General features: G+C 67.3%; 22 protein-coding genes, 1 tRNA gene and 1 pseudogene. 16 read left to right on the top strand and 8 right to left on the bottom strand.

All coding sequences use genetic code 11. The annotated features are described in order from the left end of the window. Positions 1-12 precede the first annotated feature (12 nt). The 13 genes from JN22_RS01685 to JN22_RS01625 all read left to right on the top strand — a co-directional run bounded on the left by JN22_RS01685 (position 13) and on the right by JN22_RS01625 (position 15,190). Positions 13-474 (top strand): HK97-gp10 family putative phage morphogenesis protein, encoded by a 462-nt coding sequence (locus JN22_RS01685; protein WP_085552245.1) that lies wholly within the window; start codon positions 13-15, stop codon positions 472-474. Continuing rightward, the gene (locus JN22_RS01680; protein WP_085552244.1) at positions 471-857 is read left to right on the top strand and encodes a DUF3168 domain-containing protein; all 387 of its coding nucleotides are present in this window, start codon (positions 471-473) and stop codon (positions 855-857) included. Before JN22_RS01685 ends, JN22_RS01680 begins: the two co-directional genes overlap by 4 nt. Before the next feature lie 45 nt (positions 858-902). After that, positions 903-1,382: a hypothetical protein gene (locus JN22_RS01675; RefSeq protein ID WP_085552243.1), complete on the top strand. Its 480-nt coding sequence runs from the start codon at positions 903-905 to the stop codon at positions 1,380-1,382. 103 nt (positions 1,383-1,485) lie between these two features. Continuing rightward, entirely contained in the window at positions 1,486-1,866 is a 381-nt protein-coding gene (locus tag JN22_RS01670) for a hypothetical protein (RefSeq protein WP_085552242.1), read from the top strand. A gap of 68 nt (positions 1,867-1,934) precedes the next feature. Further along, positions 1,935-2,126 (top strand): hypothetical protein, encoded by a 192-nt coding sequence (locus JN22_RS01665; protein WP_143268100.1) that lies wholly within the window; start codon positions 1,935-1,937, stop codon positions 2,124-2,126. Between the two features lie 368 nt (positions 2,127-2,494). Further along, positions 2,495-8,347 carry a phage tail length tape measure family protein gene (locus tag JN22_RS01660; protein WP_085552240.1) on the top strand — a complete coding sequence of 1,951 codons (5,853 nt, stop codon included), beginning with the start codon at positions 2,495-2,497 and terminating at the stop codon, positions 8,345-8,347. Positions 8,348-8,359: 12 nt separating this feature from the next. Then, the gene (locus JN22_RS01655; RefSeq protein ID WP_085552239.1) at positions 8,360-9,916 is read left to right on the top strand and encodes a hypothetical protein; all 1,557 of its coding nucleotides are present in this window, start codon (positions 8,360-8,362) and stop codon (positions 9,914-9,916) included. Positions 9,917-9,918: 2 nt separating this feature from the next. Continuing rightward, the gene (locus tag JN22_RS01650; protein ID WP_085552238.1) at positions 9,919-10,824 is read left to right on the top strand and encodes a hypothetical protein; all 906 of its coding nucleotides are present in this window, start codon (positions 9,919-9,921) and stop codon (positions 10,822-10,824) included. Beyond that, the gene (locus JN22_RS01645) at positions 10,821-11,882 is read left to right on the top strand and encodes a hypothetical protein (protein ID WP_085552237.1); all 1,062 of its coding nucleotides are present in this window, start codon (positions 10,821-10,823) and stop codon (positions 11,880-11,882) included. The genes JN22_RS01650 and JN22_RS01645 overlap by 4 nt, the downstream gene beginning before the upstream one ends. 14 nt (positions 11,883-11,896) lie before the next feature. Then, positions 11,897-13,042, top strand: coding sequence for a hypothetical protein (locus JN22_RS01640; protein ID WP_143268099.1), 1,146 nt, complete (start codon positions 11,897-11,899; stop codon positions 13,040-13,042). Between the two features lie 119 nt (positions 13,043-13,161). After that, the gene (locus JN22_RS01635) at positions 13,162-13,800 is read left to right on the top strand and encodes a DUF4376 domain-containing protein (RefSeq protein ID WP_085552235.1); all 639 of its coding nucleotides are present in this window, start codon (positions 13,162-13,164) and stop codon (positions 13,798-13,800) included. Beyond that, complete coding sequence (locus tag JN22_RS01630; RefSeq protein WP_085552234.1) at positions 13,797-14,285, top strand: lysozyme; 489 nt, start codon at positions 13,797-13,799, stop codon at positions 14,283-14,285. The genes JN22_RS01635 and JN22_RS01630 overlap by 4 nt, the downstream gene beginning before the upstream one ends. Before the next feature lie 221 nt (positions 14,286-14,506). Beyond that, on the top strand, positions 14,507-15,190 hold the full coding sequence (locus JN22_RS01625) for a hypothetical protein (protein WP_143268098.1): 684 nt from the start codon (positions 14,507-14,509) through the stop codon (positions 15,188-15,190). A gap of 69 nt (positions 15,191-15,259) precedes the next feature. Here the strand turns inward: JN22_RS01625 and JN22_RS01620 are convergent. After that, a pseudogene (locus JN22_RS01620) lies at positions 15,260-15,512 on the bottom strand (transposase); the annotation flags it as partial. Between the two features lie 29 nt (positions 15,513-15,541). Between JN22_RS01620 and JN22_RS01615 the strand changes: the two are divergent. Beyond that, positions 15,542-15,973 carry a phage antirepressor KilAC domain-containing protein gene (locus JN22_RS01615; RefSeq protein ID WP_085552233.1) on the top strand — a complete coding sequence of 144 codons (432 nt, stop codon included), beginning with the start codon at positions 15,542-15,544 and terminating at the stop codon, positions 15,971-15,973. A 73-nt stretch (positions 15,974-16,046) separates the two neighbouring features. On the opposite strand, the gene JN22_RS01610 is transcribed toward JN22_RS01615, so the two are convergent. The 6 genes from JN22_RS01610 to JN22_RS01585 form a co-directional block, all read right to left on the bottom strand. After that, positions 16,047-16,232, bottom strand: a complete 186-nt coding sequence (locus JN22_RS01610) for a hypothetical protein (RefSeq protein WP_143268097.1) — start codon at positions 16,230-16,232, stop codon at positions 16,047-16,049. A gap of 418 nt (positions 16,233-16,650) precedes the next feature. Beyond that, positions 16,651-17,382, bottom strand: a complete 732-nt coding sequence (gene istB / locus JN22_RS01605; RefSeq protein WP_085552232.1) for an IS21-like element helper ATPase IstB — start codon at positions 17,380-17,382, stop codon at positions 16,651-16,653. Then, positions 17,369-18,889, bottom strand: coding sequence for an IS21 family transposase (gene istA, locus JN22_RS01600; protein WP_085552231.1), 1,521 nt, complete (start codon positions 18,887-18,889; stop codon positions 17,369-17,371). Before istA ends, istB begins: the two co-directional genes overlap by 14 nt. Before the next feature lie 552 nt (positions 18,890-19,441). Continuing rightward, positions 19,442-19,517: transfer RNA gene (locus tag JN22_RS01595), tRNA-Glu, on the bottom strand. Positions 19,518-19,560: 43 nt separating this feature from the next. After that, entirely contained in the window at positions 19,561-20,595 is a 1,035-nt protein-coding gene (locus tag JN22_RS01590; protein ID WP_085552230.1) for a threonine aldolase family protein, read from the bottom strand. Positions 20,596-20,622: 27 nt separating this feature from the next. Beyond that, positions 20,623-20,952, bottom strand: a complete 330-nt coding sequence (locus JN22_RS01585; RefSeq protein WP_085552229.1) for a hypothetical protein — start codon at positions 20,950-20,952, stop codon at positions 20,623-20,625. An 87-nt stretch (positions 20,953-21,039) separates the two neighbouring features. Here JN22_RS01585 and JN22_RS01580 point away from each other — a divergent pair, with 87 nt between their 5' ends. Next, the gene (locus JN22_RS01580) at positions 21,040-22,044 is read left to right on the top strand and encodes an RluA family pseudouridine synthase (RefSeq protein ID WP_223677514.1); all 1,005 of its coding nucleotides are present in this window, start codon (positions 21,040-21,042) and stop codon (positions 22,042-22,044) included. A 151-nt stretch (positions 22,045-22,195) separates the two neighbouring features. Next, positions 22,196-23,080, top strand: a complete 885-nt coding sequence (rpoH, locus tag JN22_RS01575; RefSeq protein WP_085552227.1) for an RNA polymerase sigma factor RpoH — start codon at positions 22,196-22,198, stop codon at positions 23,078-23,080. A 77-nt stretch (positions 23,081-23,157) separates the two neighbouring features. Here the strand turns inward: rpoH and JN22_RS01570 are convergent, their stop codons facing one another. After that, positions 23,158-23,496, bottom strand: a complete 339-nt coding sequence (locus tag JN22_RS01570) for a hypothetical protein (RefSeq protein ID WP_211099538.1) — start codon at positions 23,494-23,496, stop codon at positions 23,158-23,160. Between the last annotated feature and the right edge of the window lie 32 nt (positions 23,497-23,528).

Genomic DNA, 23,528 nt, shown 5'->3' with positions numbered 1-23,528 from the left:
GGAAAATCCGCCATGGCGCGAAGCAAGGTCAAGGGTGCGGCGAAGTTGCAGCGCACCCTGCGCAAGCTGCCCGACGAGGTGACGGGTGAGGTGAAAGAGGCGGTGGCGGAATCCGCCCTGATCCTCTTCGCCGACGCCCGCAAGCTGATGCCGAAGCCCGGCGCCGGCCACCCCTACGCCGATGGCACCCTGGAGCAGCGCTTCAAGGTGCGGATCGACCGGAGCGGCCTGAAGGCCCGCGTCGGTTCATGGGGCGGGAACCGGGCCGCGCATATCCATCTTGTCGAATTCGGAACCGTGGCCAGCGAGGGAATCGACAAGAACGGCAACCCTTTCAAGCACGCCGCCACCCCGGCGATGCCTTTCCTGTTCCCGGCCTATGAGGCCAACCGCAACGCCCCGATCCAGCGCGTGCGGGTCGCGGTTGGCCGGGCTCTGGCGCGCGTCGTCGCGGGCGGAAAGGGGATGGAATGAGCCTCGCCGCCGATCCGCTCCAGGCCGCGCTCTACGCCCGCCTGACTCCCGCCGTCGCGCCGGTGCCGGTGGTGGAGAGCATGCCGCAGGGCCAGCCCTATCCCTTCGTCAGCATAGGCGAGACCAGCGCGACCCCTTCGACGCTGGTCGATGTCGAGGCCGAGGAGCATCTGGTCACGCTCCATGTCTGGTCCGATCAGGACTATCCGGAGGCCAACGGTCTGCTGGCCCGGATCCGAACGGCCCTGCACGACCGGCCATTGACGGTTGCCGGCTTCCGGCCGGCGCGCCTGCTGTTCCGCCACTCCACCGTCTTCACCCAGCCGGACGGCGTCATCCGTCACGGCGTGATCCAGTTCCGGGCGCTGGTCCTGCGCTCGTGACCCGGCGGCGCCCGCCGCATCCACGCACACGAGAGGGTTTCCCCCATGGACGTCCAATCCACGATTGGCTCGAAGCTGTTCGTTGGCTCGAAGGCGAACAGCCTGACGGCCGACACCTACATCCGCATCGGCAAGATCGAGAACTTCGGCGAGTTCGGCGACGAGGCCGAGGTGATCAAGTTCAACGCCACCGACGAGGGCAAGGTCTACAAGGGCAAGGGCATCGTCGATCCCGGCGCCATGCAGATGACGATCGCCGACATCGAGGACGATCCCGGCCGCGAGCGGCTGGACGCGGCGATGATCGACCCGGCGGCCTACAACTTCTACGTCGAGAAGAACAACGTCGACCGCGACCCGGACACCGGTTTGCCGCTGCCCGGCCATCACGGCACCCGCTTCTATTTCCGCGCCCTGGTCACCTCCACCCGTCGCGTCCCTGGCGGCGCCAGCGACGTCTGGAAGCGCTCCCTGAAGCTGGAGCTGACCGAGAGCTACACGCCGGTGCCGAAGGGCAGCTCGTAACGCCCGTCGCGTCCAGCGTGCGGGCCGGCGGCGGGTCAGGGCGCCGCCGGTCCTTCCTTCATCCGCCCTGACGCCTTTCCTCTGACGAAGAAGGTTCGAACCCATGTCCACCCCGAAGTATGCCCGCGGCGTCGTCACCCTGACCATCGACGGCGAGACCGTGGAGCTGCGCTGCACCCCGCGCGCCGCCGCCGCCATCAGCAAGGCCACCGACGGCCTGCAAAACGCCCTGTCGGCGCTGATCGCCATCGACTATCCCAAGGTGGTCACCATCTTCGCCGCCGCTTCCGGCCGCTCCGGCGAGGCTGCCGACGACGCCGTGTTCGGCTACGGCATCACCCCCACGGCCCGCGTGCTCTACCAGTACATCCTGATGCTGCTGAACGGCGGCCGGACGGAGGAGGAGCGCCGCGCCGACGCCGAGGAGGCTGAACGGGGAAACGGCGCGGTGGCGGCGGTGGAAGGCGAGGCCGCCGCTTCCTGACCGTCGAGGCGTACCTCGACGATCTCGTTGAGCGGGTGCTCGGGGCCAAGGACTGGTCCCCGGACACCGTGCTCGACACGCCCATTCCGCTTCTGGAGATGGCCCTGCGGGGCACCATGAAATTCGTCGTCGACACCTCGCCGTTCGCCAGCCGGCGCGATGAGGATGCCGACGACGAGTTCCCCGCCGATTCGGAGACGGCCACCGCCGATCTGGTCGATTTCCTCTCTCGTCGCTCGAAAGGAAGGCCGCCCCCATGAGGAGCGGCCTTCGCTGTTTGCAGGGGGCCGCCCATGGCTGAAGATCTCGCCGGCTTGTCCATACCGATCGAAGCGTCGACGGCTCTCCTGCGGCAGCAGATGGAGCAGGCGGCGCAGGTCGTCGGCGGCTCCACGGACAAGATCGATCGCTCTCTGGCCAAGGTCGACAAGGCGTTCGATCGGCTCGACGCCGCGTCGCGGGCGGTCAAGCGGGCCGTCGGCGCCGTGCAGAAGGACGTCGACGCGGCGGCGGCCGGGCTGATCAACAGCGCTGACAAGATCGACCGCCGCCTGGGCATCCTCGGCCAGTCGGCCAGGGCGCCAACACGGAATCCCGCCGCGCCTACATCGAGGCGTGGGGCCGCGAGTTGGACCTGCTGGAAGGAAAGTTCGACCCGGTCACCACCGCCGCCAAGCGCTACGAGGCCGAACTGGCGGACCTACAGGACGCCCAGCGCGCCGGCATCGTCACCGGAGATGCCTACGAGCGCGAGTTGCAGCGCATCGCCGACGCCCACGACCCGGCCACCATCGCCGCCCGCAAGCTGCGGGAGGAGGCCGAGAAGGACGCCGCCGCCTTCCGCGTGCTGGAGGATCGGCTGGACACTCTCGGCGCCGCGACGCGCCGGGCGGCGGAGACACAGGCCAAGCTCGACAAGGCCTTGTCCGAAGGCCGGATCTCGTACGAGCGCTACACCGTCCTGTCGCGAGCCCTCAACGACACCGGCCGCGCCGGCGAGACCGCGGCCAAGGGGACCAAGCTCGCCGCGCACGAGCTGACCAACCTGACCTACCAGCTCCAGGACACCGTCGTCAGCCTGGCCGGCGGCATGAACCCGCTTCTGGTGCTGATGCAGCAGGGGCCGCAGGCGACCAGCGCCGTCGGCGGCGTCGGCCGCGCTTTGTCGCTGCTGGCCAGCCCGGCTGGACTGGCGACTCTGGCCATCGGCGGTGTAGCGGTCGGCTTCGGCCTGGTCGCGGTCGCTTCCGAGAAGCACCAGAAATCCATCCTGGCGGTCAACACCTCGACGCGCTTGATGGGCGACGCCATCGGCCTGTCGTCGACGGCGCTGGAGGATCTGGCCGTCCGGTCGGCCGAGACCGGCAACATCACCGTCACCGCCGCCCGCGAGCAGGAATCCGCCTACATCCGCACCGGCAAGATCGGCGCGGAGTCGATGGAGGCGCTGATCGGGCTGTCGCGTGACTACGCCGCCGCGACCAACAAGAGCGCGGACGAGGCGACGGCCGACCTTGCCGGACTGTTCTCGGATCCGGTCGCCGGCATGGAGCGCCTACAGGCGGCCTACGGCATTCTGACCGCCAAGGAGATGGAGCACGTCCGCCAGCTCAAGGCGACCGGCCGCGAGGAGGAGGCCCGTGTCCTGTTGGCCGACAGGCTGGGCAACCGCGTGCGGGGGCTGGCCGACAACACCACCACCTTCGCCCAGGCGTGGGAGCGTGTCGGCCGGGCCAGCAGCAACGCCTTCGACGCGGTGGGTCAAGCCGTAGCGCCGGAGACCAACGCCCAGGCCATCAAGCGGCTGGAGGAGGAGCGCCGCCGTCTGATCGAGGCGCGTAACCTTGACCAGGCGCGTGTCGACGCCGAGACCGGCGGTGCTGCGGGCCGCGAGGCCGTTCCGATCGACAGCCGGCTGGCGGCGCCCGGCATGGCGACCTACGACCGGGACCTTGCCGCGAAGGACGCCGAGCTGACGCGCCGCCGCGCGGTGGAGGCGCGCGCCCGCGAGCAGGCCGCCCTGCTGAAGGACGTCCGCGACCGGGACCGGTTCCAGGTCGAGGCCGACGAGATCACCCGCGCCGCCCGGCCGCTTGGCACCCAGGTCGACGCCGTCACCGAGAAGGTGACGAAGCTGAAGCGCGCCTTCGGCGAGGACATGGCCGGCGCGTCGGATCAGGCGAAGGTGGGTCTGGCCGGGCTGGAGAACCAGCTTGCCGACCTGAACACGGTCGCGGCCAACGGCGGCGACCTCGACGCCTACAAGCGCAAGCGGCAGGCCGAGGCGGACAAGCAGGCCGCCGGCATGGTCGGCCCGGCGCGCGAGAAGTTCCTGGCGCAGCAACGCCAGGAAATCGAACTGTTCGGCACCGCGACCAGCAAGGCCGAGCGCAAGGCCCAGGTCGACGCCGCGGGCGCCGCCGTCACCAACAGCCAGACGCAGGCCATCGCGGCGCAGAACGCCCAGACCGCCGCCGCCATCCGGGGCACGGTCGCGGCGGCCGACGCCTACCGGGAATCCCTGGCGGCCGGCATCGAAGCGGACGCGCGACGTCAGGCGCAGAGCGAGGCGGTCACGTCGGCGATCGACGTCGAGGCCCGCACGCGCCAGCTCGTCGCCGAGCGTGCCGGCGAAGAGGCCGTGTCGCTGGCCCAGGCGACGCAGCAGATCGAACTGGAGACAGAGGCGCAGCGCGGCGTGGTCGACGCCACCGGCGAGAGCGTGGCGGTCCGGATGGAGGCCGAGCGCGCCGCCCAGGTCGCCAAGACGACGTCGACGGCACTCGCCGCCGCCCAGGCGGCCGAGAAGGCGGGCAACATCGAGCTGGCCAAGCGGCTGCGCGAGTTGGCGGCCGGCTACGACGCCGCCTCGAAGAAGGCCGCCGCCCTGTCCCGCGTCGACGCGCTGAAGCAGTACAACCAGCAACAGCGCGACACCCTGGAGCAGCAGCGCCTGGAAGCCTCGCTCGTCGGCCGGACGGCGGACGAACGGACCCGCGCGCTCGCCATCCAGCAGGCCGAGTTGCTGATCCGTCAGCGCGGCATCGACGTCACCAAGGAGCTGTCGGAGGAGGAGCGGAAGGTCGTCGACCAGACGCGCCAGCTTGCCGTCGAGACCGCCGACCTGCAAATCGCCACCGAACACAGCCGGGACGCCTGGGAAGGCGTCGGCGACGCGATCGACGATGCGGTGGTGCGCCCGCTGGAATCGGCGGTCGACGCCATCGTGAAGGGCCAGGGCGAGACGGTGAAGTGGGGCAACCTCTGGCGTGCAGCTCTGACCTCGCTGGCGGTCGACGTCGGCAAGATGGCTCTCGTCAACCCGGCGAAGAACGCGCTCGGCATCGGAGGCGGCAACAGCCCCTCGCTGTGGGACCTGGGCGGTGGCAGCGGTTCCGGCGGCATCAGCCTCACCAACAACGATGGCTCAGGCATCCTCAGCCTCGGCGGGTTGGCGTCGAAGGCGTCCGGTGGCTGGCTGGACCGGCAGTTCGGCGGGGGCATCAGCAGCGCATCGTCCTGGCTGAACACGTCTGCCTATGGCGGGCCGTCCAGCTCCATGATGGCCGGCATCGACGATGTCGGTCAGCTCGGCTACGCGCCGGGGACCGGAGCGGGCGTCACCTATGGCGACATGATCGGCGGCGTCGGTTACGGCGTCGGCGCGATTTCCAGCTTTGCCAACAACAAGCCGGTGAGCGGCATCGCCAACACCGCCGCCACGGTGATGAGCTTCATCCCTGGCTTGCAGATGTACGCCCCAATCGTCGCCATCGCCGGGACGCTGTTGGAAGGGCTGTTCGGTCAGGATCGGGGTCCGCCGACCGCCGCCGCCACCGTCACCTATCGTGACGGCAAGCAGGTCGTCTCCTCCGCCGCGACCGACAACGAAGACGACCCGCAACAGGCGCAGCAGCTCCTTGAATCGATCACCGCGGCGACGAGCCAGTTTATCGGGGCAATCGGAGGCAAGACGACGGCGGATTTCGGCGTCGGCGTCGAGGGACGCGACGGACGGTACAAGGCCCGCACCTTGACCGGCGAGCTGACTGGCGACTTCGGCTCGCTCGACGAGGCGGTGATCGCCGCCTTCAAGAAGAACGTCGAGGGTGGGCTGGTCGATGCCTCCACCGATGTCCTGACGGCGGTGAAGAACGTCTCGACCAAGGACATCAACGAGTTCATGGCGAAGATGAGCTTCGCCGCGAACTTCCAGGACAGCATCGACGCCATGACGCAGTCGATCGGCCTGGAGGACACCGCCCGCAAGCAGGGCAAGGCGTCGGCCGAGGAGCTGGCCAAGCAGCTCACCGAGTTCCGCACCACCACGGCGGAGCTGGGGCTGGACGTCGGCAAGGCCGATGCGGCGACCAAGCAGTATGTCGACACGCTCGTGTCCGGCGCCGACCCGAAGACCTACACCGCGTTCGAAGCCCAGGTGGCAACGGCCACGGCGCAGTGGGAGGCCATGGGGCCGGTGCTGCAGGCCGTCGGCTACAGCGCCGAGGAGGCCAGGAAGAAGATCACCGAGGGTCTGACCAACACCCTCAACAAATTGCGCGCCGCCTACAACGCCGACCTGACCACCCGCTACAACACCGCGTCGGGCAAGGGCTACCTCAACGATCTGGCTGGGCTGGAAGGCCAGCGGATCACCGATGTCCGCAACGGCGCGGCCATCGGCCAAGGTCCCGAACGGGCCTGGGAGGTGTTCAACGCCGGGGTTGCCTCGATCCTCTCCGGCCTGACCGCGTCCCAGCTCGACGAGGTGGCGCGGACCTATGGCGGCGCCGTGGGCGACCTCGCGCGGCAGATGCAGGCCGCGACCGTGGTGACGAAGGCCGCCAGCAATCAGCAGGCCCGTGAGGATCTGACGGGGCGGGCCCTGCGCGGCCTGGGCCGAACCGACGAGGCCGACGATTACGAGCGTGGCGTCAAGCAAGCCCGCGAGATCGCGCAGGCGGTGACCGACGGTCTCGACGACGTCACGGTCGCGGCCATGAAGTACGTCCAGTGGTTGGACAACGAGGCGGTGGCGCGCGATCGGGCCGCCACCCGCGACGCCAAGAACGCCGGCATCTATATCCGGGGCGCCTCCGCCAAGGGGGGTGACGTCTGGGCCGCCACCATGCGGGCCGACCTGTCGGCGGCGGGGGAGCGCCGGGACGCCTGGAACGCCGGCCTGCGCGGCGGTGACCTGACCCGGCTGGATCAGGTGTTGGCCTACGACCGTGCCAACGCCATCGCCAAGGCCAAGCAGCAGGAACTCCTGACCGCCTACGACCAGCAAATCCGGGGCCTTCAGCAGAGCAGCCAAGCCGCCCGCGACTTCGTCTCGACCTTCGGGCAGGCGGTGCGCTCGATTCGGCAGGCGATGAAGGATTGGCTGATCGGCGAGGCCTCCCCCCTGACACCCGGCCAGCAAAAGGACACGCTGGAAGATCAGATCGCCGAGACCTTCGCCAAGGCGATGGGCGGCGACGCCGAAGCCCTCGCCGCCATCGTGCCGCTGCTCGAAAAGCGCAACACCCTGGAAGCCGAGCAGACGGCGAAGACCGAGCGGACGCTGTTCGACGACAGCTTGGCCAAGCTGGCGGCGCTGGACGAGACGTTCGGGCCGCAGCTCGACGCGGCCGAGCGCCAAGTCAAGATCGCCGACGAGGCGCTGAAGGTCGCGCAGCAGGAAAGGGATGCCGTCGCGCGCTACGGCGAGCGGCAAATCGCCGTCACCCAGGATCTCAAGGATGGCGTGCTCGCCGCCTTCGGCGACCTGACGGCGGCGGTCAACGCCATCGACCTGGGCGGCACCACCTCGACGCCGGCACCGGCGAACCCGGAGATCGCCAAGCAAAGCGCCTGGATGGCCGAGTGGTTCCAGCGGTTCGATCAGCTTGTCGCGGGGGAGAAAAGCGGTGCTCTGACCGAAGCCCAGGTGAAGCAGCAGGGCACGTCCCTCTGGCAGGAGAAGGTCGACGGCATCAACGCGCTGGGCAGCGACCCGGCGGTCTGGCGCGCGGTGATCGCCACCGCCCGGCAGGCCCCGGCGGGCGGCCCGACGGCCGACTGGATCACCCAGGTCGCCCACGACAAGGGAATCCCGACCTTCGCCACCGGCGGCGACCACGCCGGCGGCCTCCGCCTCGTCGGTGAGCGGGGATGGGAGATCGAGGCCACCGGCCCGAGCCGCATCTGGACCGCCGAGCAGATCGCCACCGCCCTCGCCGCAGCCCGCGGCGAGCTGGGGCCCAACGTCGTCGGCTTCCTGCCGGCGGGCCAGGACGGCGGGGCCGGCGGCGCGGCGCTGGTCAAGGCCATGGGCGAGGTTGGCCGGAAGGTCGGCGAGGTGCTGACCGAACTGACCGCCGGCAACCACGACGCCGCCATGCAGCGCCTTCGCGCGGCCGGGGACCTGGCCGCCCGCCTCGATCGTCTCAGCACCGACCTTGCCGACCTTCCCCGGCGCATCGCCGCCGCAGGCTGATCCGGAGTTCCCATGAAAAAGCACCTCTACGAGCTGCTGACCCATCACCGGGCCAGCGGGCATCAACACCGCTGGCACCTCTGCGCCGGGTCGCAGGGCTACCAGTCGCGCGCCGACGACACGCCGGCGTCGGTCACATGGCTGCCGCTGGTCGGGCAATGGGCCGAGGTGATCATCCAGGCGGCGGGCGACGGCAACAGCGGCCTGAAGCGGGACGATCTCACCCTGATCAACGTCCGGACGCCGGACGCGCTCCCCCGCTACGCCAGCGTCTACGACGTGACCGCCGAGGCTCTGACCCGGGTGGAGCTGGGCGCCCGGCCGCTCAACGTCCTGCTGACCGACTACGTGATCCAGCGCATCACCGAGAAGGAGGTGGACGAGGCCGCCGCCTACGGCACCGCCGTGACGGTGTGGAGCGCCCGCGCCGGCATTCCGGCGCTGGAGCGCACCGCGATCCGCGTCCCGCTCTACGACCGGCAGGCCGATTTCGACACCCCCGTCCAGACCCGGCGCTACCTGGGGACCGGCGGCTACGAGGGCCCAGCCGAGCTGAAGGACACCCTGAAGGAGGACGCGCTGGGCTGGTGCCCGATGGTCAGCCCGACCTATCTCGGCGTCATCGGCGGGCTGCACCGCTGGGGAGTCAGCGGCGGCCAGCCGATCGAGGACGTCCCGCGCGGCTGGTCGAGCGCCGCCGCCTGCATCAAGGTCACCGGCACCCCGACGTCGGGCCAGTATGTCGTCGATCTGGCGACCGGCTACATCGGTACGTCGACCAAATACGAGGACTTCCGCGTCGAGGTGAAGGGCCGGAAGTTCGGCGGCGTCTGGAAGCGCTACCCCGGCGAACTCACGTTGGCACTCGCCGTCGAGGCCGGGCTGGTCACCAGCGGCAGCGGCGCCGGTATAGACGCCACGCCGCGCACGGTCGGCGTCTACCTGCCGGCCGGCGACGGCCGGTCGCACCGGGACGTTTACGACAGGCTGGTCGGCTCGGTGGCGCGCGGTCGCTGGTACATCGGCATCGGTGACGACCTGGTTGTCACACGCCTGCCGCGCGCGGCCGGGGCCACCCCGGTGCGTTCCTACCGCCGGGCCGGCGGCGGCACGCCCGGCCTGAAGCCGCTGACCCGCACCAACACCCCGCCGCCCAAGCAGGTGATCCTGCGCTACGCCGAGAACCCCAACCCCGACAGCCGCACCGCCGACACCGCGAGCGCGGCCGACACGGCGCTGTGGACGCAGCCTTGGCGTGAGGCGGCGTCGGTCACCGACGCGGCGATCGTCGCGGCCTACGGCGTCGGCGCCAAGGTCGAGTATGTCGAGACCGCCCTGGCTCTCGAAGCGGACGCGGTGGCCGAGCTGGCGGCGTGGGTGGCGGAGCGGACCAACCCGCCGCAGCCCTACGAGCTGAAGGTGACCGATGGCGCCCCCGGCGTGTGGATCGGCGACGTCGTCCGGGTCGAGGACGATCTGGCCGGCTTCGAGGCGGGCGCCCCGGTGGTGCTCTACGGCCGGACCAACCGCGACCGCGGCGGCGGCGCCACCCTCTACGTGGAGAGCTGACCGTGGCCGGGTTCTTCACCGACACCAACGAGTGCGGCAACGACGTCGAGAACCCGTGCGCGGTGACCAGCCCCGGCACGAGCTGGGCGACGACCGCGCCGCTCGCCGCGCTGCTGACCACGCCGCTCGTCGACGCTGCGGTGTCCGACCGGCTCGGCACGGCCGACGATCCGGTGGTGATCGACATGGAATGGGTGTTCCCGGTCGATCTCGCCTATGGCGGGCTGTTCTCGGTCAACCTCTGGCAGGAAGCCCGCTGCCGGATGGAGGCGTGGCTGGACACCGGACGGACGGTGAAGGTGGCCGACACCCGCTATCCCAACGGCCGGGACCGCCGCGTCATCCCCGGCCTGTACGACCCGAAGACCCTACAGCCGGGCTATGCGTCCTGGCTGCGTGGCGGGCTGCGCAACAAGGAGTTCCGCCTCTACTCAACCAACATCCACGCGAACGTGCCGCTGTGCCGGGCGCGGGTGGTGCGCTGGTCGCTGTGGGGCGGCGCCTACCGGCCGGACGGCACCGACGATACCGTCTATCGCATCGGCCTGGGCTGGGCCGGCGACGGCCTGTCCATCACCCGGCACGCCCCCGGCTCGGGCGACGGCGTCAAGAGCAACACCGAGCTGATCGAGCAGCCGGGCGGCTACGTGTGGACCGAGGCGGGCCTGCGCAAGCGCACCGCCACCATCGATCTCGCAGCGGTGGAGAGCACCGTGCGCGACAAACTGTTCGATGCCGCCCATCGGGCCGGCAACGAGAAGCCCATCGTCTGGCTGCCGCGGGTGGACAGCCCGGAGCAGTGCTTCCGCTACGGCGGCCTGTTCCGCCGGGTCGGCGACCACGCGCACAAGCTGCTGCCGCCCCGCTACGCCAGCACCACCATGGACTTTCTGGAGTGGAAGGAATGAGCCTGTTCAGCGAGGCCCTGGCGCGGCTGCGTCAGTACAACCTGGATCCGTTCAACGCCGTGTCCAACGCCTTTGGGATGACCGGCACGGGCGGCCCCGACACCAATTTCGAGCCGATGCTGGCCGACGTCGTGACGGCGGCCGGGGAAGTGGCGTCGCTGTCGGCCGACGCCTACGCCGTTGGTGGCTCCGCCCGGCTGGCCTGGGACGCCGGAACCGCCGATGCCAACCCCGGCACCGGCAAGCTGCGCGGCAACAACGCGACGCTGGCCGGCATAACCGCGCTCTACGTCTCGACCACCGACGCCGACGGGGCGGACATCGCCGCGCTGCTGGCGACCTGGGGCGCGGGAACGTCGTCGATCAAGGGCGCGCTCCGGCTGGCCGTCGTCGGTGACAGGAGCCAGCGGGCCGATTTCCAGGTGACGGGCGCGGTGGTCGCCCATGCCGGCTATGTGACGGTCCCGGTCGCCTACGTGAGCGCGTCGGCGACCATGACCGCCGGGACGGGGCTGGTGCTGGGCTTCGTGGGGAGGGGTGATGTCGGGACACAGTGGTCCGGCGGCACCCTGACCTCCGCTGTGCAGACGACGGCCGGCACCCTGGCTGCGCCCGGCCTCCAGCTCGGCGAGGCGACCAGCGGCATCTACCGTGTCTCGGCCGGTGTCTGGGCGGCCGTCGCCAACGGCATCGAGGCGTTTCGAGTGCTGGCGACCGGCGTGGTGAGCTTTGCCAAGGCCGTGCGCTCGCCCGCCATCCCGCTGACCTGGGCCAGCACGATCACCATCGACGCCAACCTCGGGAACCGCTTCAGCATCACGCTGGCCGGCGCCACGACCTTTGCGAACCCGACCAACCTGTCGGACGGGCAGGAAATCATCCTGATCATCAAGCAGGACGCCACCGGCAACCGGACGGCCAGTTGGGGCAGCTACTGGAAATTTTTGAACAACGTTGCCCCGGTGCTGTCCACCACGGCCGGCGTCACCGATCGGGTGATCGGTGACGTGGTCGGCACGACGCGGATCGAGTGCAACGCATTTAAGGGGTGGGCGTGATGTTCGGGTACTCGATGGCGATGACCGACGGTGGGTCGCCCTGGGCCGGCTATACTGGAGCTCAGGATGGCGCGGCAACGGCGCTGCCTTGGGCGCTCTCCGCGTCCCCTGGCGGTTCCGCCCGCAGCTCCTACGGCGCGGTGTTGCTGACGCCGACCAAGGGCGTCGTGGCGTGGCCGAACACAAACCGGGGAGACAACTATTGGGGGACCATGTCGTTCTGCGTTTTCAGCCTCAACGGGAACACGATTGCTTGGGGGGCCAAACAGGATTTCGCAGTCTTTGCCGGCACGGGCTACGGCATCGCCGGTCCCAACGGCCAAGAAATTGCGATGAAGCGGGTCAGCGATACCCAGGCCGTCGCTTACTACAGCTCGGACCGCAACGCCAACAATGCCTTTGTCTTCAGCTTGGACGGTGCCGACACCATCACGCTGGGGACGGTGAATAAAGCCGATACCTTCGGCGTGAGTGGGTTTGCTGACCGACTGCAAAACCTGACCCCCGCCACCTGGGTAGACAACGGCACGACACACACCGTTAGCGGCACCAGCATCGCCGGCACCGTCAGCTTGGCGAGCCCCGTGCCTTATGGTTTTCGGGGCTGCGCTGTCCTGGACAGCACCCACGTCTGTGTTGGTGTGACGGACGCCAGCAGCAACCTGACATACAAAATCTACAGCATCAGCGGCACTACTTGGACTGAGATCAGAAACTTCTCTCCGCCCTATGCCGGCAGCAATAGCATCGTCTATGGGCGCGGTCAGATCAGAGAGTGCGGGATTTTCTCGTTCGCGAGCAACGGTTACATGACCGGCTGGGGCAAACTGACCTTCGCGGCTGGCACCTACGTCCCGACCTTCACCGCCTACACCAGCAATCCGCCGACCAATACTTGGTGGTACCAGAACCCCGATGCCCTCACGCCGGACGGCAAGGCCGGGCTGTTCTATCGCGTCTCGGGCAGCAACCTGAGCGTGGCGGCCCAGACCTTCGACACTGGCAGCGCCGTCATGACACCCCCGGTCACCGCAACGACATCCCTGCCGACCAACTCCGCCGTGTCCATCGACGCCTTCCCGGCGAGCCTGCCCAGCAAGGCCGTGCTCAGCTGGAACAACGGCACCGCGCTGTATCTCAAGATCCTCGTCGCCGCCTGATAACGGAGTCCATCATGTCCGTGCAATTCCCGGCCGCGCTCGTGTGGCCTGACAACACCTTCCGCGTCTTTTACCAGGAGCAGGCTTTCGCCGGGTCGGACGGCACCTAGCACCCCGCCTTGGCTTGGACCACCTGGACGGCCGAGGACTGGGCAACCCTGTGCCCCGACGTCCGGCTGCTGCCCGTGGTCGACGAGCCGCCGTCCGTCACCGCTGACCAACGCCTCGTCCGCCATGCGGAGGAGGCGTGGACGCTCGGCGCCGACGCCGTGACGGTGCGGTACGACGTCGTCGACCTGACACCAGCCGAGCTGGCGGCGCAGCTCGCTGCCGACCGGGCCGCCAAGATCCAACAGGTCAACGCCGAGCGCGATCGGCGCTACGACGCGGGCTTCGCCTTCGAGGGCAACATCTACCAGATCGATGTCGAGAGCCGGACCGACATGCTGGCGATCGAGGCCAAGCTCAACCGCGGCGAGGCCAGCCCTCACGGTGGCTACTGGCGCTCCAAGTCCAACGTCATGGTGCCGATGGACGACGTCAAGGTGGCGGCGTTCATTGGGCTGGTCGAGGACCACGTCGGAGCGATCAAGGCCCAGTCGTGGGTGCTCAAGGACGCCGCCGCCGTCTCGCCCGATCCGGCCAGCATCGACCACACCGCCGGCTGGCCTGACAACGGCTGGCGCCGCGACAACACTCCAGCCCTGACCGACCCGGCGCCCGCGAGGCGCCTTTTTCATGACCGGAGGATTCGATGACCACCGTCACCACGCGCCCCGTCTGCGCGACCGCCATCGCTCTCGTCAAGCAGGCCGAGGGCCTGTTCCTGACCGCCTACCGTTGCCCGTCTGGCGTACCGACGATCGGCTACGGCCATACCGCCGGCGTCACCGAGGCCGACATCGGCCGGCGCACCATCACCGAGCCCCAGGCCGAGGCGTTCCTGTCGGCCGACCTGACCGAGGCCGCCGCCGCCGTCGATCGGCTGGTCAAGGTGCCGCTGACCGCCAACCAGCGCGGGGCGCTCGCCTCCTTCGTCTTCAACCTGGGGGCCGGCAGCTTGGCGTCCTCCACCATGCTCAAGCTGCTGAACCGACGTGATTACGCCGGGGCTTCCGGCCAGTTCGGCGCCTGGATCAAGGGGAGCGTGCGCGACAAGCGAACCGGCATCGTCGCCAAGGTCACTTTGCCGGGGCTGGTCACCCGGCGCGCGGCCGAGCGGGCGCTGTTCCTGGCACCCTGACCCGGCCCGCCACCACCGAATCGTCTGTCCGCCCGCGCCATCCTGGTTGCGGGCCTTCTCGTGTCTGCAAGGAGGCTTCCATGAACACCGAGCCCATCCCTTTCCTATTCGAGGGCGAGCACATCGTCCGCGTGTTCAGACCAGCGAAACCGAGCCGTGGTTCGTCGCCGCCGATGTCTGCCGCATCCTGGGCATCAAGATGTGGCAACGACCACTGAAAGATGATTGACACGGAAAATAGCAAAACTACAATGAATGCTAGGCTTATCGGGAGTCTCATCATGGTAAAAATCAATCATAGGATGCCAATCCATATCAATATAGTTATTTTTGCAATTTTTGGTATATCTCTGTTTTTTCTACTCGAAAACTCAGCTATAGCAAATAATATTTGTGATAACGGTGAAAAAGACATTATTTTGGAAATAATACATGAAAGGATTTCGAAAAGAATTGATGAGAGATCATTTCTTGAGGCTCAGCCCATTCACGTATCATCCAAACATGTTGATCAATACTATGACATCCTTCCCGCCCTGACTGAAAAGATGCGCGAAAGTGTGTACAGAAATAATAAAGAATTATTAAGAAGATCGTTTAAAGATTTTGTTAATTTAACAAATAAGGTCGTTGTTGATATTCACAAAGAAGAAACATCATCTATAATAACAAATACATATGCTCCAGGAGCCTTTTTGTTAACACCTTTTACGAGAGCACTTTATAAGTGGTCAGACTCAAATGCCCTCTGTGAGTTCGTTTCCGGAGAAAGATATTGCGCCTTTTGGAACGATCGCACATCGATAGTAAATAGTAGAGTCAATCATCTTATAAGCCTGCCTTACAAAGCTGATCCATCTACAAATATTTGTGATGAGTTTTTCAATTTTGTTATAAAGAAGTGATAACGTTTCCCGTTTGTATGAAAATTTAGAGAATTCTCGGGATTGCCAAGTGCCCGTTTGACAACCGTTTCAATGGCAGAATCGTCGGAGTAGCAGACTTGCCGCTGCGAGCTGTATCATGCCGCCGGAGACGTCAATCCGCGCTTCGTAATCGCGAACCAGACGTCTCCAGCGGATCATCCATCCGAAGGTCCGCTCGACCACCCAGCGCCGCGGTACGACCTTGAACCCCGGTTCGGTATCGGTTCGCTGAACCACTTTCGATGGTGAAGTCGAGGAAGGTGGCCTTGTCCATCAGCTTCTTGCGATCATAGGTGCTATTTCATCTGGGCCGAGGAAGCCGCCCGAGCCTTGGCCAACCAGGCGCAGCAGTCCTTCGACCCGATGAACCCGGACCACCTTCTGCCGCTGTTGGCCCGGTATGCCGCGGACAAGAAGACGCTGACAGCCAAGGTCGCGGAGATAGCGCCGACGGCCGAAGCCCTCGATCGCCTCGCCACCCCTCGCGAAGGCTCCAGGAAGATCACCGAGACGGCGAAGCTTCTCCAGGTCCGCCCGAAAGACCTGTTCGACTTCATGCAGCGGAAGCGGTGGATCTACCGCCGCCCCGGCATGGACCGCTGGATCGCCTACCAATCCCGAATCCAGGCCGGCGAGCTGGAGCACAAGCTGACCAACATCGAGCAGTCGGACGGCTCCACCTCCACCATGGAGACGGTGCTGGTCACGCCGGCCGGACGGGTGAAGCTGGCCCGGCTGTTGGCGGAAGCCGAAGGGGAGTGAGCGGGCTGCTCAGGTGGGGCGGCCCGCTCACTTCCCTAACCGACAGCACATCACACGGCCGTACCGCCAGTGGTCATCGGCTTGCCTCGCCCGCAATTCCGGTCCCGTAACAGTCCTCACATTGACCGCCATCCTGCGGGTCGTAGCCGGAGCCATTGCATGTTGGGCAATCCTCTTCGCTGAACTCCCCTTCGAAGCCGCCCTCCACATCATCTGCGGACTCTTCATCGTCACGATCTTCACCAAGGCGATCACTCATGACCTTCTCCACCGGCTGAGACGTTAAGCGGGGTTAGCTGAGGCGCTAGACGGAAAGTCGCCAATAGCAGTTTTTCAACCAATGGCCCGCCGACCCCGAAGCTACGGCCGGACCTACTTGATGAGCAAGCAAAGCTTGCACATTTCAGAACATCCCTGCGCCCGGCCTGCCGCGCTCCACCCCGCTCTTGCCCCGCACACTGTCCCACAACTCCTTGCCGATGGCCCGGTGCTGAGCGCAGTACCAGCGGGCCTCCGAATGCCCGAAGCCGAACATGCCTGTCAATCGGCTTCCAATTTCCAGCCGGCATCGGCTTGCAATTTCCAGCCACGCTTGCGGTTGCAGAACCTGTTGTCCAGGGAGTCCACGGGAGGGGCCTGTGGGCCCCCTGGGCAACGGACGGAGGGAAGGCTTTGGATCAGGAGCGGTTCTTGAACCGCCAGCTCTCGTTGCCGGTTTCCAGGATGTCGCAGTGATGCGTCAGCCGGTCGAGCAAAGCGGTGGTCATCTTGGCGTCGCCAGCGAACACCGTCGGCCATTCAGCGAAGCTCAAGTTGGTGGTGATCAACACCGAGGTCCGCGAGTACAACTGGCTGAGCGCGTGGAACAGCAGTTGGCCGCCCCTCTGTGAGAACGGCAGGTAGCCGAGTTCGTCCAGCACCACGAGATCAACGCGGGTCAACTGGTCAGCGAGTTTGCCCGCCTGCCCGGTTCGGGCTTCGGCCTCCAACCGGTTCACCAGGTCGATGACGTTGAAGAACCGGGCACGGGCGCCGCGGCGCACGCAGTTGGCCGTGATGGCGATGCACATGTGCGTCTTGCCGGTCCCGGTTCCCCCGATGAACACGGCGTTGCGCTGGGTTTCCAGAAAGCCGCCATCGTGCAGGTCGCGCACCAGCCCCTCGTTGAGGGGACTGGCGGTGAAGTCGAACTCGGCCAGCGTCTTGGCCAGGGGCAGCTTGGCGGCGCCGAGCTGGTAACGGATCGAGCGCGCCTGCTTCTCCGCCCGCTCCGCGGCCAGCAGATCGCCCAGGATCTGCTGGACGGTGCGCTGCCGCTTCAGCCCGTCGCCCATCACCTCGTCGTAGGCGGCACGCATGCCGGCCAAGCTGAGCTCGGCCATCAGCGCCATCAGCTCATGCCGTTCCATGGCAGCCCTCCCGCACCGCGCGCAGGCGGTCGTAGCGCCCGCAGTCGGCGGCCGGCTCGATGGACAGCGTCAACGCCGTCGGCACCGCCATGGCCGGTGCCGGTGTGACGTCGTGGTGCCGGGCGAGGATGTTCAGGATCACGTCCCGGCTGTGCGTACCGCTCGCCAGTGCCTCGCGGCAGGCGACCTCCACCGCCTCCAGGCCATCGGTGAGGATGGCGGCGAGCACGCCAACGAACTGCCGGTCAGCGTCGTCGCCGCGGCCCAGGCGGGTCCGCACCGTCGCCAGGGCTGGCGGCAAATCCCAGTCCCGGAACGGCGCCCCGTTGCGCAGCGCCCCCGGCTTGCGGACGAGAACCGGAAGGTAGTGCAGCGGATTGTACCGCGTGTGGCCGTGCCCGAAAGCTCGAGGGTGCTCGGCGACGATCGCCCCGTTGAACCACACCACGATCCGTGTCGCGTAGGCGCGGACCTGCACCGGCTTTCCGGCGGCGACCGCGGCCACGCTGTAGCGGTTGCGGTCAAAGTGGATCAGGCAGGTTTTCGAGACGCTGAGCGTGGCCTCGTGGAAGCCGTCGAAAGGATCGCTCACGGTGATCAGCGCCGGCCGCTCCGCCTGGAACACCTCCCACACCGTCCGGCTTTTATCCTCTGGATGCGACGTCTGTTGGGCCCAGACGATCACCTCGTCGTGCAGGCGTTCGTTCACCTCTTCCAGCGTCTTGGCCCGCAGCCGCGGCGTGAACAGCCGCTGGCGCAAGGTGCCGACCTGGTTCTCGACCTGGCCCTTTTCCCAGCCCGAAGCCGGGGTGCAGGCCACCGGCTCGACCAGGTAATGCGAGCACATCTGGGCGAAGCGGCGGTTGAAGCGGCGCTCTTTGCCGACAAATACGGCGTCCACCGCCGTCTTCATGTTGTCGTAGATGCCGCGCTCGCACAGGCCGCCGTAGAAGGCCGCGGCACGGGCGTGGGCGTCGAACACCATCTCCTGGGTCTGGCGCGGGTAGACCGCCACGAACGGCATGCGGCTGTGGCACAGGCGGGCATGGGCCACCTGCACCTTGGTTGTCACCCCGTCCAGGATGATCCACTCCTCCGCCCAGTCGAACTGGTACGCCTCGGCCGGGGCGAAGGTGAGCGGAACGTAGGCGTTCACCGGCCCACTCGGCGGCTGGCGCTGCTTGAAGCGCTTGATGTAGCGCCGCACCGTGTCGTAGCCGCCCTGGAACCCGGCATCCTTCAGCCGTCCGAAGAGCCCCAGGTAGTCGAGCCGGTCACGCACCGGCCGCCGCTCGTTCTCCGTGATCAGCCGTTCCAGCTCCTCCTGGAACCCGGCCAACTTCGGAAGCGGCTGGTGCTGGCGTTCGTAGCGCGGCGCCGTCTCGCCCGAGCGCGGGTATTTCGTCACCGTCTCCCGCGACACCTTCAGCGACCGGGCAATGGCCCGGATGCTTTTCCCCTTCGCGTGCTCGCGTCGTATCCGTGCGATCGTCTCCACCGTCAACATCCCTGTCCGCCACCCTGTCGTCCAAACCCAGGGTCGTAGTCTGCCAGATCAGGGGTGGCTGGTTATTGGACGCCGATCACCCCTGAAACTGGCCCAGTGTTGCAGGCCGATGCACAATGTTCGCAAAGCTCAAAACCTTGGTCCGGAAAGCCGAGGAAAGGACGATCGAAGCCGTATGGCGGCGCATCGGAAACCTGCTGGAGCACTTCCAGCCTCACGAGTGCGCCGCATATATCCGACATGCAGGATACGATTCTACTTAAATCAGACAGACTCTAGCACACCGACATTCTACCGGCTCCAGAAGGCCGGGAAGGGGCCGGTGCTGATGCGGATCGGGTCCGAGGTGCGGATCAGCTTCGAGGCCGCCGCCGCCTGGAGGCGGGCGCGGGAAGCGGATCATCGAGCGGAAGGGGAGGGGGCATGAAGCGCTTCCCGGCGCTTCCCCTCCTATCCAGTCATTTCCCAGAGCTATGCGGCTCGATACCGCTCAAAATACCCTTCAAAACGACTAAGCCCCGCACGAGGCGGGGCTTAAGTCATTGACGCGGTTGGCGTCCCCTAGGGGATTCGAACCCCTGTTACCGCCGTGAGAGGGCGGTGTCCTAGGCCTCTAGACGAAGGGGACGTCGTTGGCGTGGGCGGGTTTTTAGCGAACCCTGACGAAGTGATCAAGCACTTTCTTTCGTCGCCGATACGATTTTTAGAAAAGCGTCCACCGCGGCCGCCGGCGTGTCGAAAGAGGTCACCAGGCGCACCAATCCGTCGTCCCAACGGTAGAATGCGAAACCTTCCGTCTCCAGCGCCCGGATGGTCTTTTCCGGCAGGCGCACGAACAGTTCGTTCGCCTCCACCGGATGCTCCAGCGTGACCTCGGGAACACCGGCCAGCCCCCTTGCCAGGCGCGCGGCCATGGCGTTGGCGTGATGGGCGAGGCGCAGCCACAGGCCGTCGGCCAGCCACGCGTCGAGCTGCGCCGACAGGAAGCGCGTCTTCGACACCAGATGGCCGCCGCGCTTGCGGGCGTAGCCGAAATCCTCGGCCATCGCCGGATTGAAGAAGACCACCGCCTCGGCCGCCAGGCAGCCGCCCTTGGTGCCGCCCAGCGCCAGCACGTCCACCCCGGCCCGCCACGTCACGTCGGCCGGCGCGCAGCCCAGATGGGCCACCGCGTTGGCGAAGCGCGCCCCGTCCATGTGGACCGCCATGCCGTTGGCGTGCGCCACATCGACCAGCGCCCCGACCTCGGCCGGGCTGTAGACGGTGCCGGCCTCGGTCGCCTGGGTCAGGCTGAGCGCCGCCGGCTGCACCCGGTGGACGACGTTGACGCCGGCCCGCGCCACCGCCCGCGCCACCGCCTCCGGCGTCAGCTTGCCGCCGGCGCCCGGCAGGGGCACCAGCTTGGCGCCGCCGGTGAAGAATTCGGGGGCGCCGCATTCGTCCACCGTGATGTGCGCCTCCTCGTGGCAATAGACCGCGCCGAAGGGGGGCACCAGCGCCGACAGCGCCAGGGCGTTGGCCGCCGTTCCGGTCGCCACCGGGAACACCGCCACCGGGGTCTCGAACAGCGCCGACAGGCGCTCGGTCAGCCGGCGGGTCAACGGGTCGTCGCCGTAGGGGCTGGCCGAGCCGGTCGAGGCGGCGGCCAGGGCCGTCATCACCTCCGGCGCCGCGCCCGCCACATTGTCGCTGCGGAAATCATGCATGGTCGAGGGTCCGGGTCTGGGAAGGGGTCAGGGGGCGGGCTTGCCGGCGGTGACGGTCGCGGTGACGGCGCCGTTGCGCGGATCCATCACGTACAGCCGATCCAGCCCCTGGGGCAGGGTGACCTTGAACAGGACGCGGTTGTTGACCACCACGATCTCGCCGATGCGCGACCCGGCGGGCACGTCCAGCGTGACGTCGGCGGATTCGCGGCCGGGCGGCGCACGGTCGGAATCGGCGGCCTGCTGGGCGGCGCGGTTGGGATCGGTCGCGCGTTTGTACAGCTCCACCCCGAGGAAGGTGAAGCCGGCGATGATCAGAACGCCCATGATGACGACGAGTGCCTTGAGGATCTGCACGGTTTGGGGTCCACTCCCGGACAAATGAGACGACAAGAGAAAACTGGCGAACACGCGATGAAAGACGGCCGAACGATGCCCGGAACGATGCCCGAGTCCGGCGACAGCGTCCAGCAGGCACCGCTCGCCTACACGGTTCCCGTGACGGCGGCCGGCGAGCGGCTGGACAAGGCGCTGGCCGCCGGGCTGCCCGACCTCTCGCGTTCGCGTGTGCAGGCCCTGCTGGAGCAGGGACGGGTGAGCGTGGCCGGGCGGACGATAACGGACCCGTCCATGAGGGTCAAACCCGGCCAAACTTTCGACGTTTTCATCCCCGAAGCTGAGGCTGCGCAGCCGGAGGCCCAGGACATCCCCCTGGACGTGCTGTTCGAGGACGAGGACGTGCTGGTGATCGACAAGCCGGCCGGTCTGGTGGTTCATCCCGCCGCCGGCAACCCCGACAACACGCTGGTGAACGCGCTGCTCGCCCATTGCGGCGACAGCCTGTCGGGCATCGGCGGCGTGCGGCGGCCCGGCATCGTCCACCGGCTGGACAAGGACACCAGCGGCCTGATGGTGGTCGCCAAGAACGACCGCGCCCACCATGGCCTGACCGAGCAGTTCAGCGACCGTTCGCTCAGCCGCACCTACCACGCGCTGGTCTGGGGCGTGCCGAATCCGAGGCAGGGACGGATCGAGGGCGCCATCGGACGCAGTTCCGCCGACCGCAAGAAGATGGCGGTGGTCGAGCATGGCGGCAAGCACGCCGCCACCCGCTACCGCGTGCTGAAGAGCTTCGGGCAGGCCGCCGCCCTGGTCGAATGCGTGCTGGAAACCGGCCGCACCCACCAGATCCGCGTCCATATGGCCCACATCGGCCACCCGCTGGTCGGCGATCCGCTCTATGGCCGGGGCCGCTCGTCGCGTCCGGGGGGGAAGCACGCCTCGACCCTGCCGGAACCGGCGCGCCGGGCCCTTGTTGAGTTTCCACGGCAGGCCCTGCACGCCACCGCGCTGACCTTCCGGCACCCGTCGCGCGAGGAGACGATGACCTTCCACGCGCCGATGCCCGCCGACTTCCATGAACTGATTGTCATCCTAGAATCGGTTTAAATTAATGCGCGGGGGGTGGTCGCCTGGTTTAGAGTCGGGGCCATGGCAGGCTTCGACGCCCGCTCCGACGAGGGGCCGAAGCCCGCGCAGAGACAAGAACGGCCCCCCGCGCAGCCTTGCGCGCGGGGGCCGCAGGAAAGGGGAAAAGGACATGGCGACAGCATCCAGCGTTCCGGCGATCGGGGCCGAGAGCAATCTCTCCCGCTATCTCCAGGAAATCCGCAAGTTCCCGATGCTGGAGCCCCAGAAGGAATACATGCTGGCCAAGCGCTGGCAGCAGCATGAGGATTCCGGCGCCGCCCACCAGCTCGTCACCAGCCATCTGCGGCTGGTCGCCAAGATCGCCATGGGCTACCGGGGCTATGGGTTGCCGTTGTCCGAGCTGATCTCGGAGGGCAACGTCGGCATGATGCAGGCGGTCAAGCGCTTCGATCCGGACCGCGGTTTCCGGCTGGCGACCTACGCCATGTGGTGGATCCGCGCGGCGATCCAGGAATACATCCTGCATTCCTGGTCGCTGGTGAAGATGGGCACGACCGCCGCGCAGAAGAAGCTGTTCTTCAACCTGCGCCGCCTGAAGGGCCAGATGCAGGCGATCGAGGAGGGCGACCTGTCGCCCGAGCAGGTCAACGCCATCGCCACCAAGCTGGACGTGCCGGAGCAGGACGTCGTCAACATGAACCGGCGCCTCGCCAGCCCCGACCATTCGCTGAACGCGCCGTTGCGCGTCGACGGCGAGGGCGAGTGGCAGGACTGGCTGGTCGATGAATCGGCCAACCAGGAGATCACGCTGGGCGATCAGCAGGAATTGGGCAAGCGCCGCAAGCTGCTGAGCGGCGCCATGGAGACCCTGAACGACCGCGAGCGCGACATCCTGATGGAGCGCCGCCTGCGCGAGGTGCCGACGACGCTGGAGGATCTCTCGCAGAAATACGGCATCAGCCGCGAGCGCGTCCGCCAGATCGAGGTTCGCGCCTTCGAGAAGTTGCAGAAGGCGATCAAGAACGCGGCGGTCGAGCAGAACATGGTGATGTGACGGTGCTGCGCAGGGCGGGAGCCGGGGCCGCGACGGCCGGCCCGGTCCCGCCCTGCGCCCATCCGCGTCCGGGAGCGTCAGTCGAAGGTGAAGCCGCTGTCCTTCATGTAGATGTTGTGGACCTTGCACCAGTCCACCTTGAACTGCTCGGCCTCATAGCCGATCCAGCTGACCTTGAAGGGTACCACGCAGTTTCCCTCGTCGCTGCCCCAGTCCATCTCGGCCGACTCGCCGGGCTTCAGCGTGAAATCGATCCAGTTCTTGCTCCACTCCCCCTTCTCGAAGGTGCGGAAGCCGTTGATGACGTATTCGGACGACTTGTTGTGGAGATTGAACTTGTAGCTGTCGGCGGCCTGGGCCGCCGAAGCGAAGCCGGCCAGCGCGGCGAGCACGCAGAAGACAAGACGTTTGCGCACGAGGAGCACCTCTTCGATGGGGCGATGGATCG

This window comes from Azospirillum agricola, from assembly GCF_020005195.1.
Classification (GTDB): Bacteria; Pseudomonadota; Alphaproteobacteria; order Azospirillales; family Azospirillaceae; genus Azospirillum; species Azospirillum agricola.
This window is presented reverse-complemented; position numbering and strand designations above follow the sequence as displayed.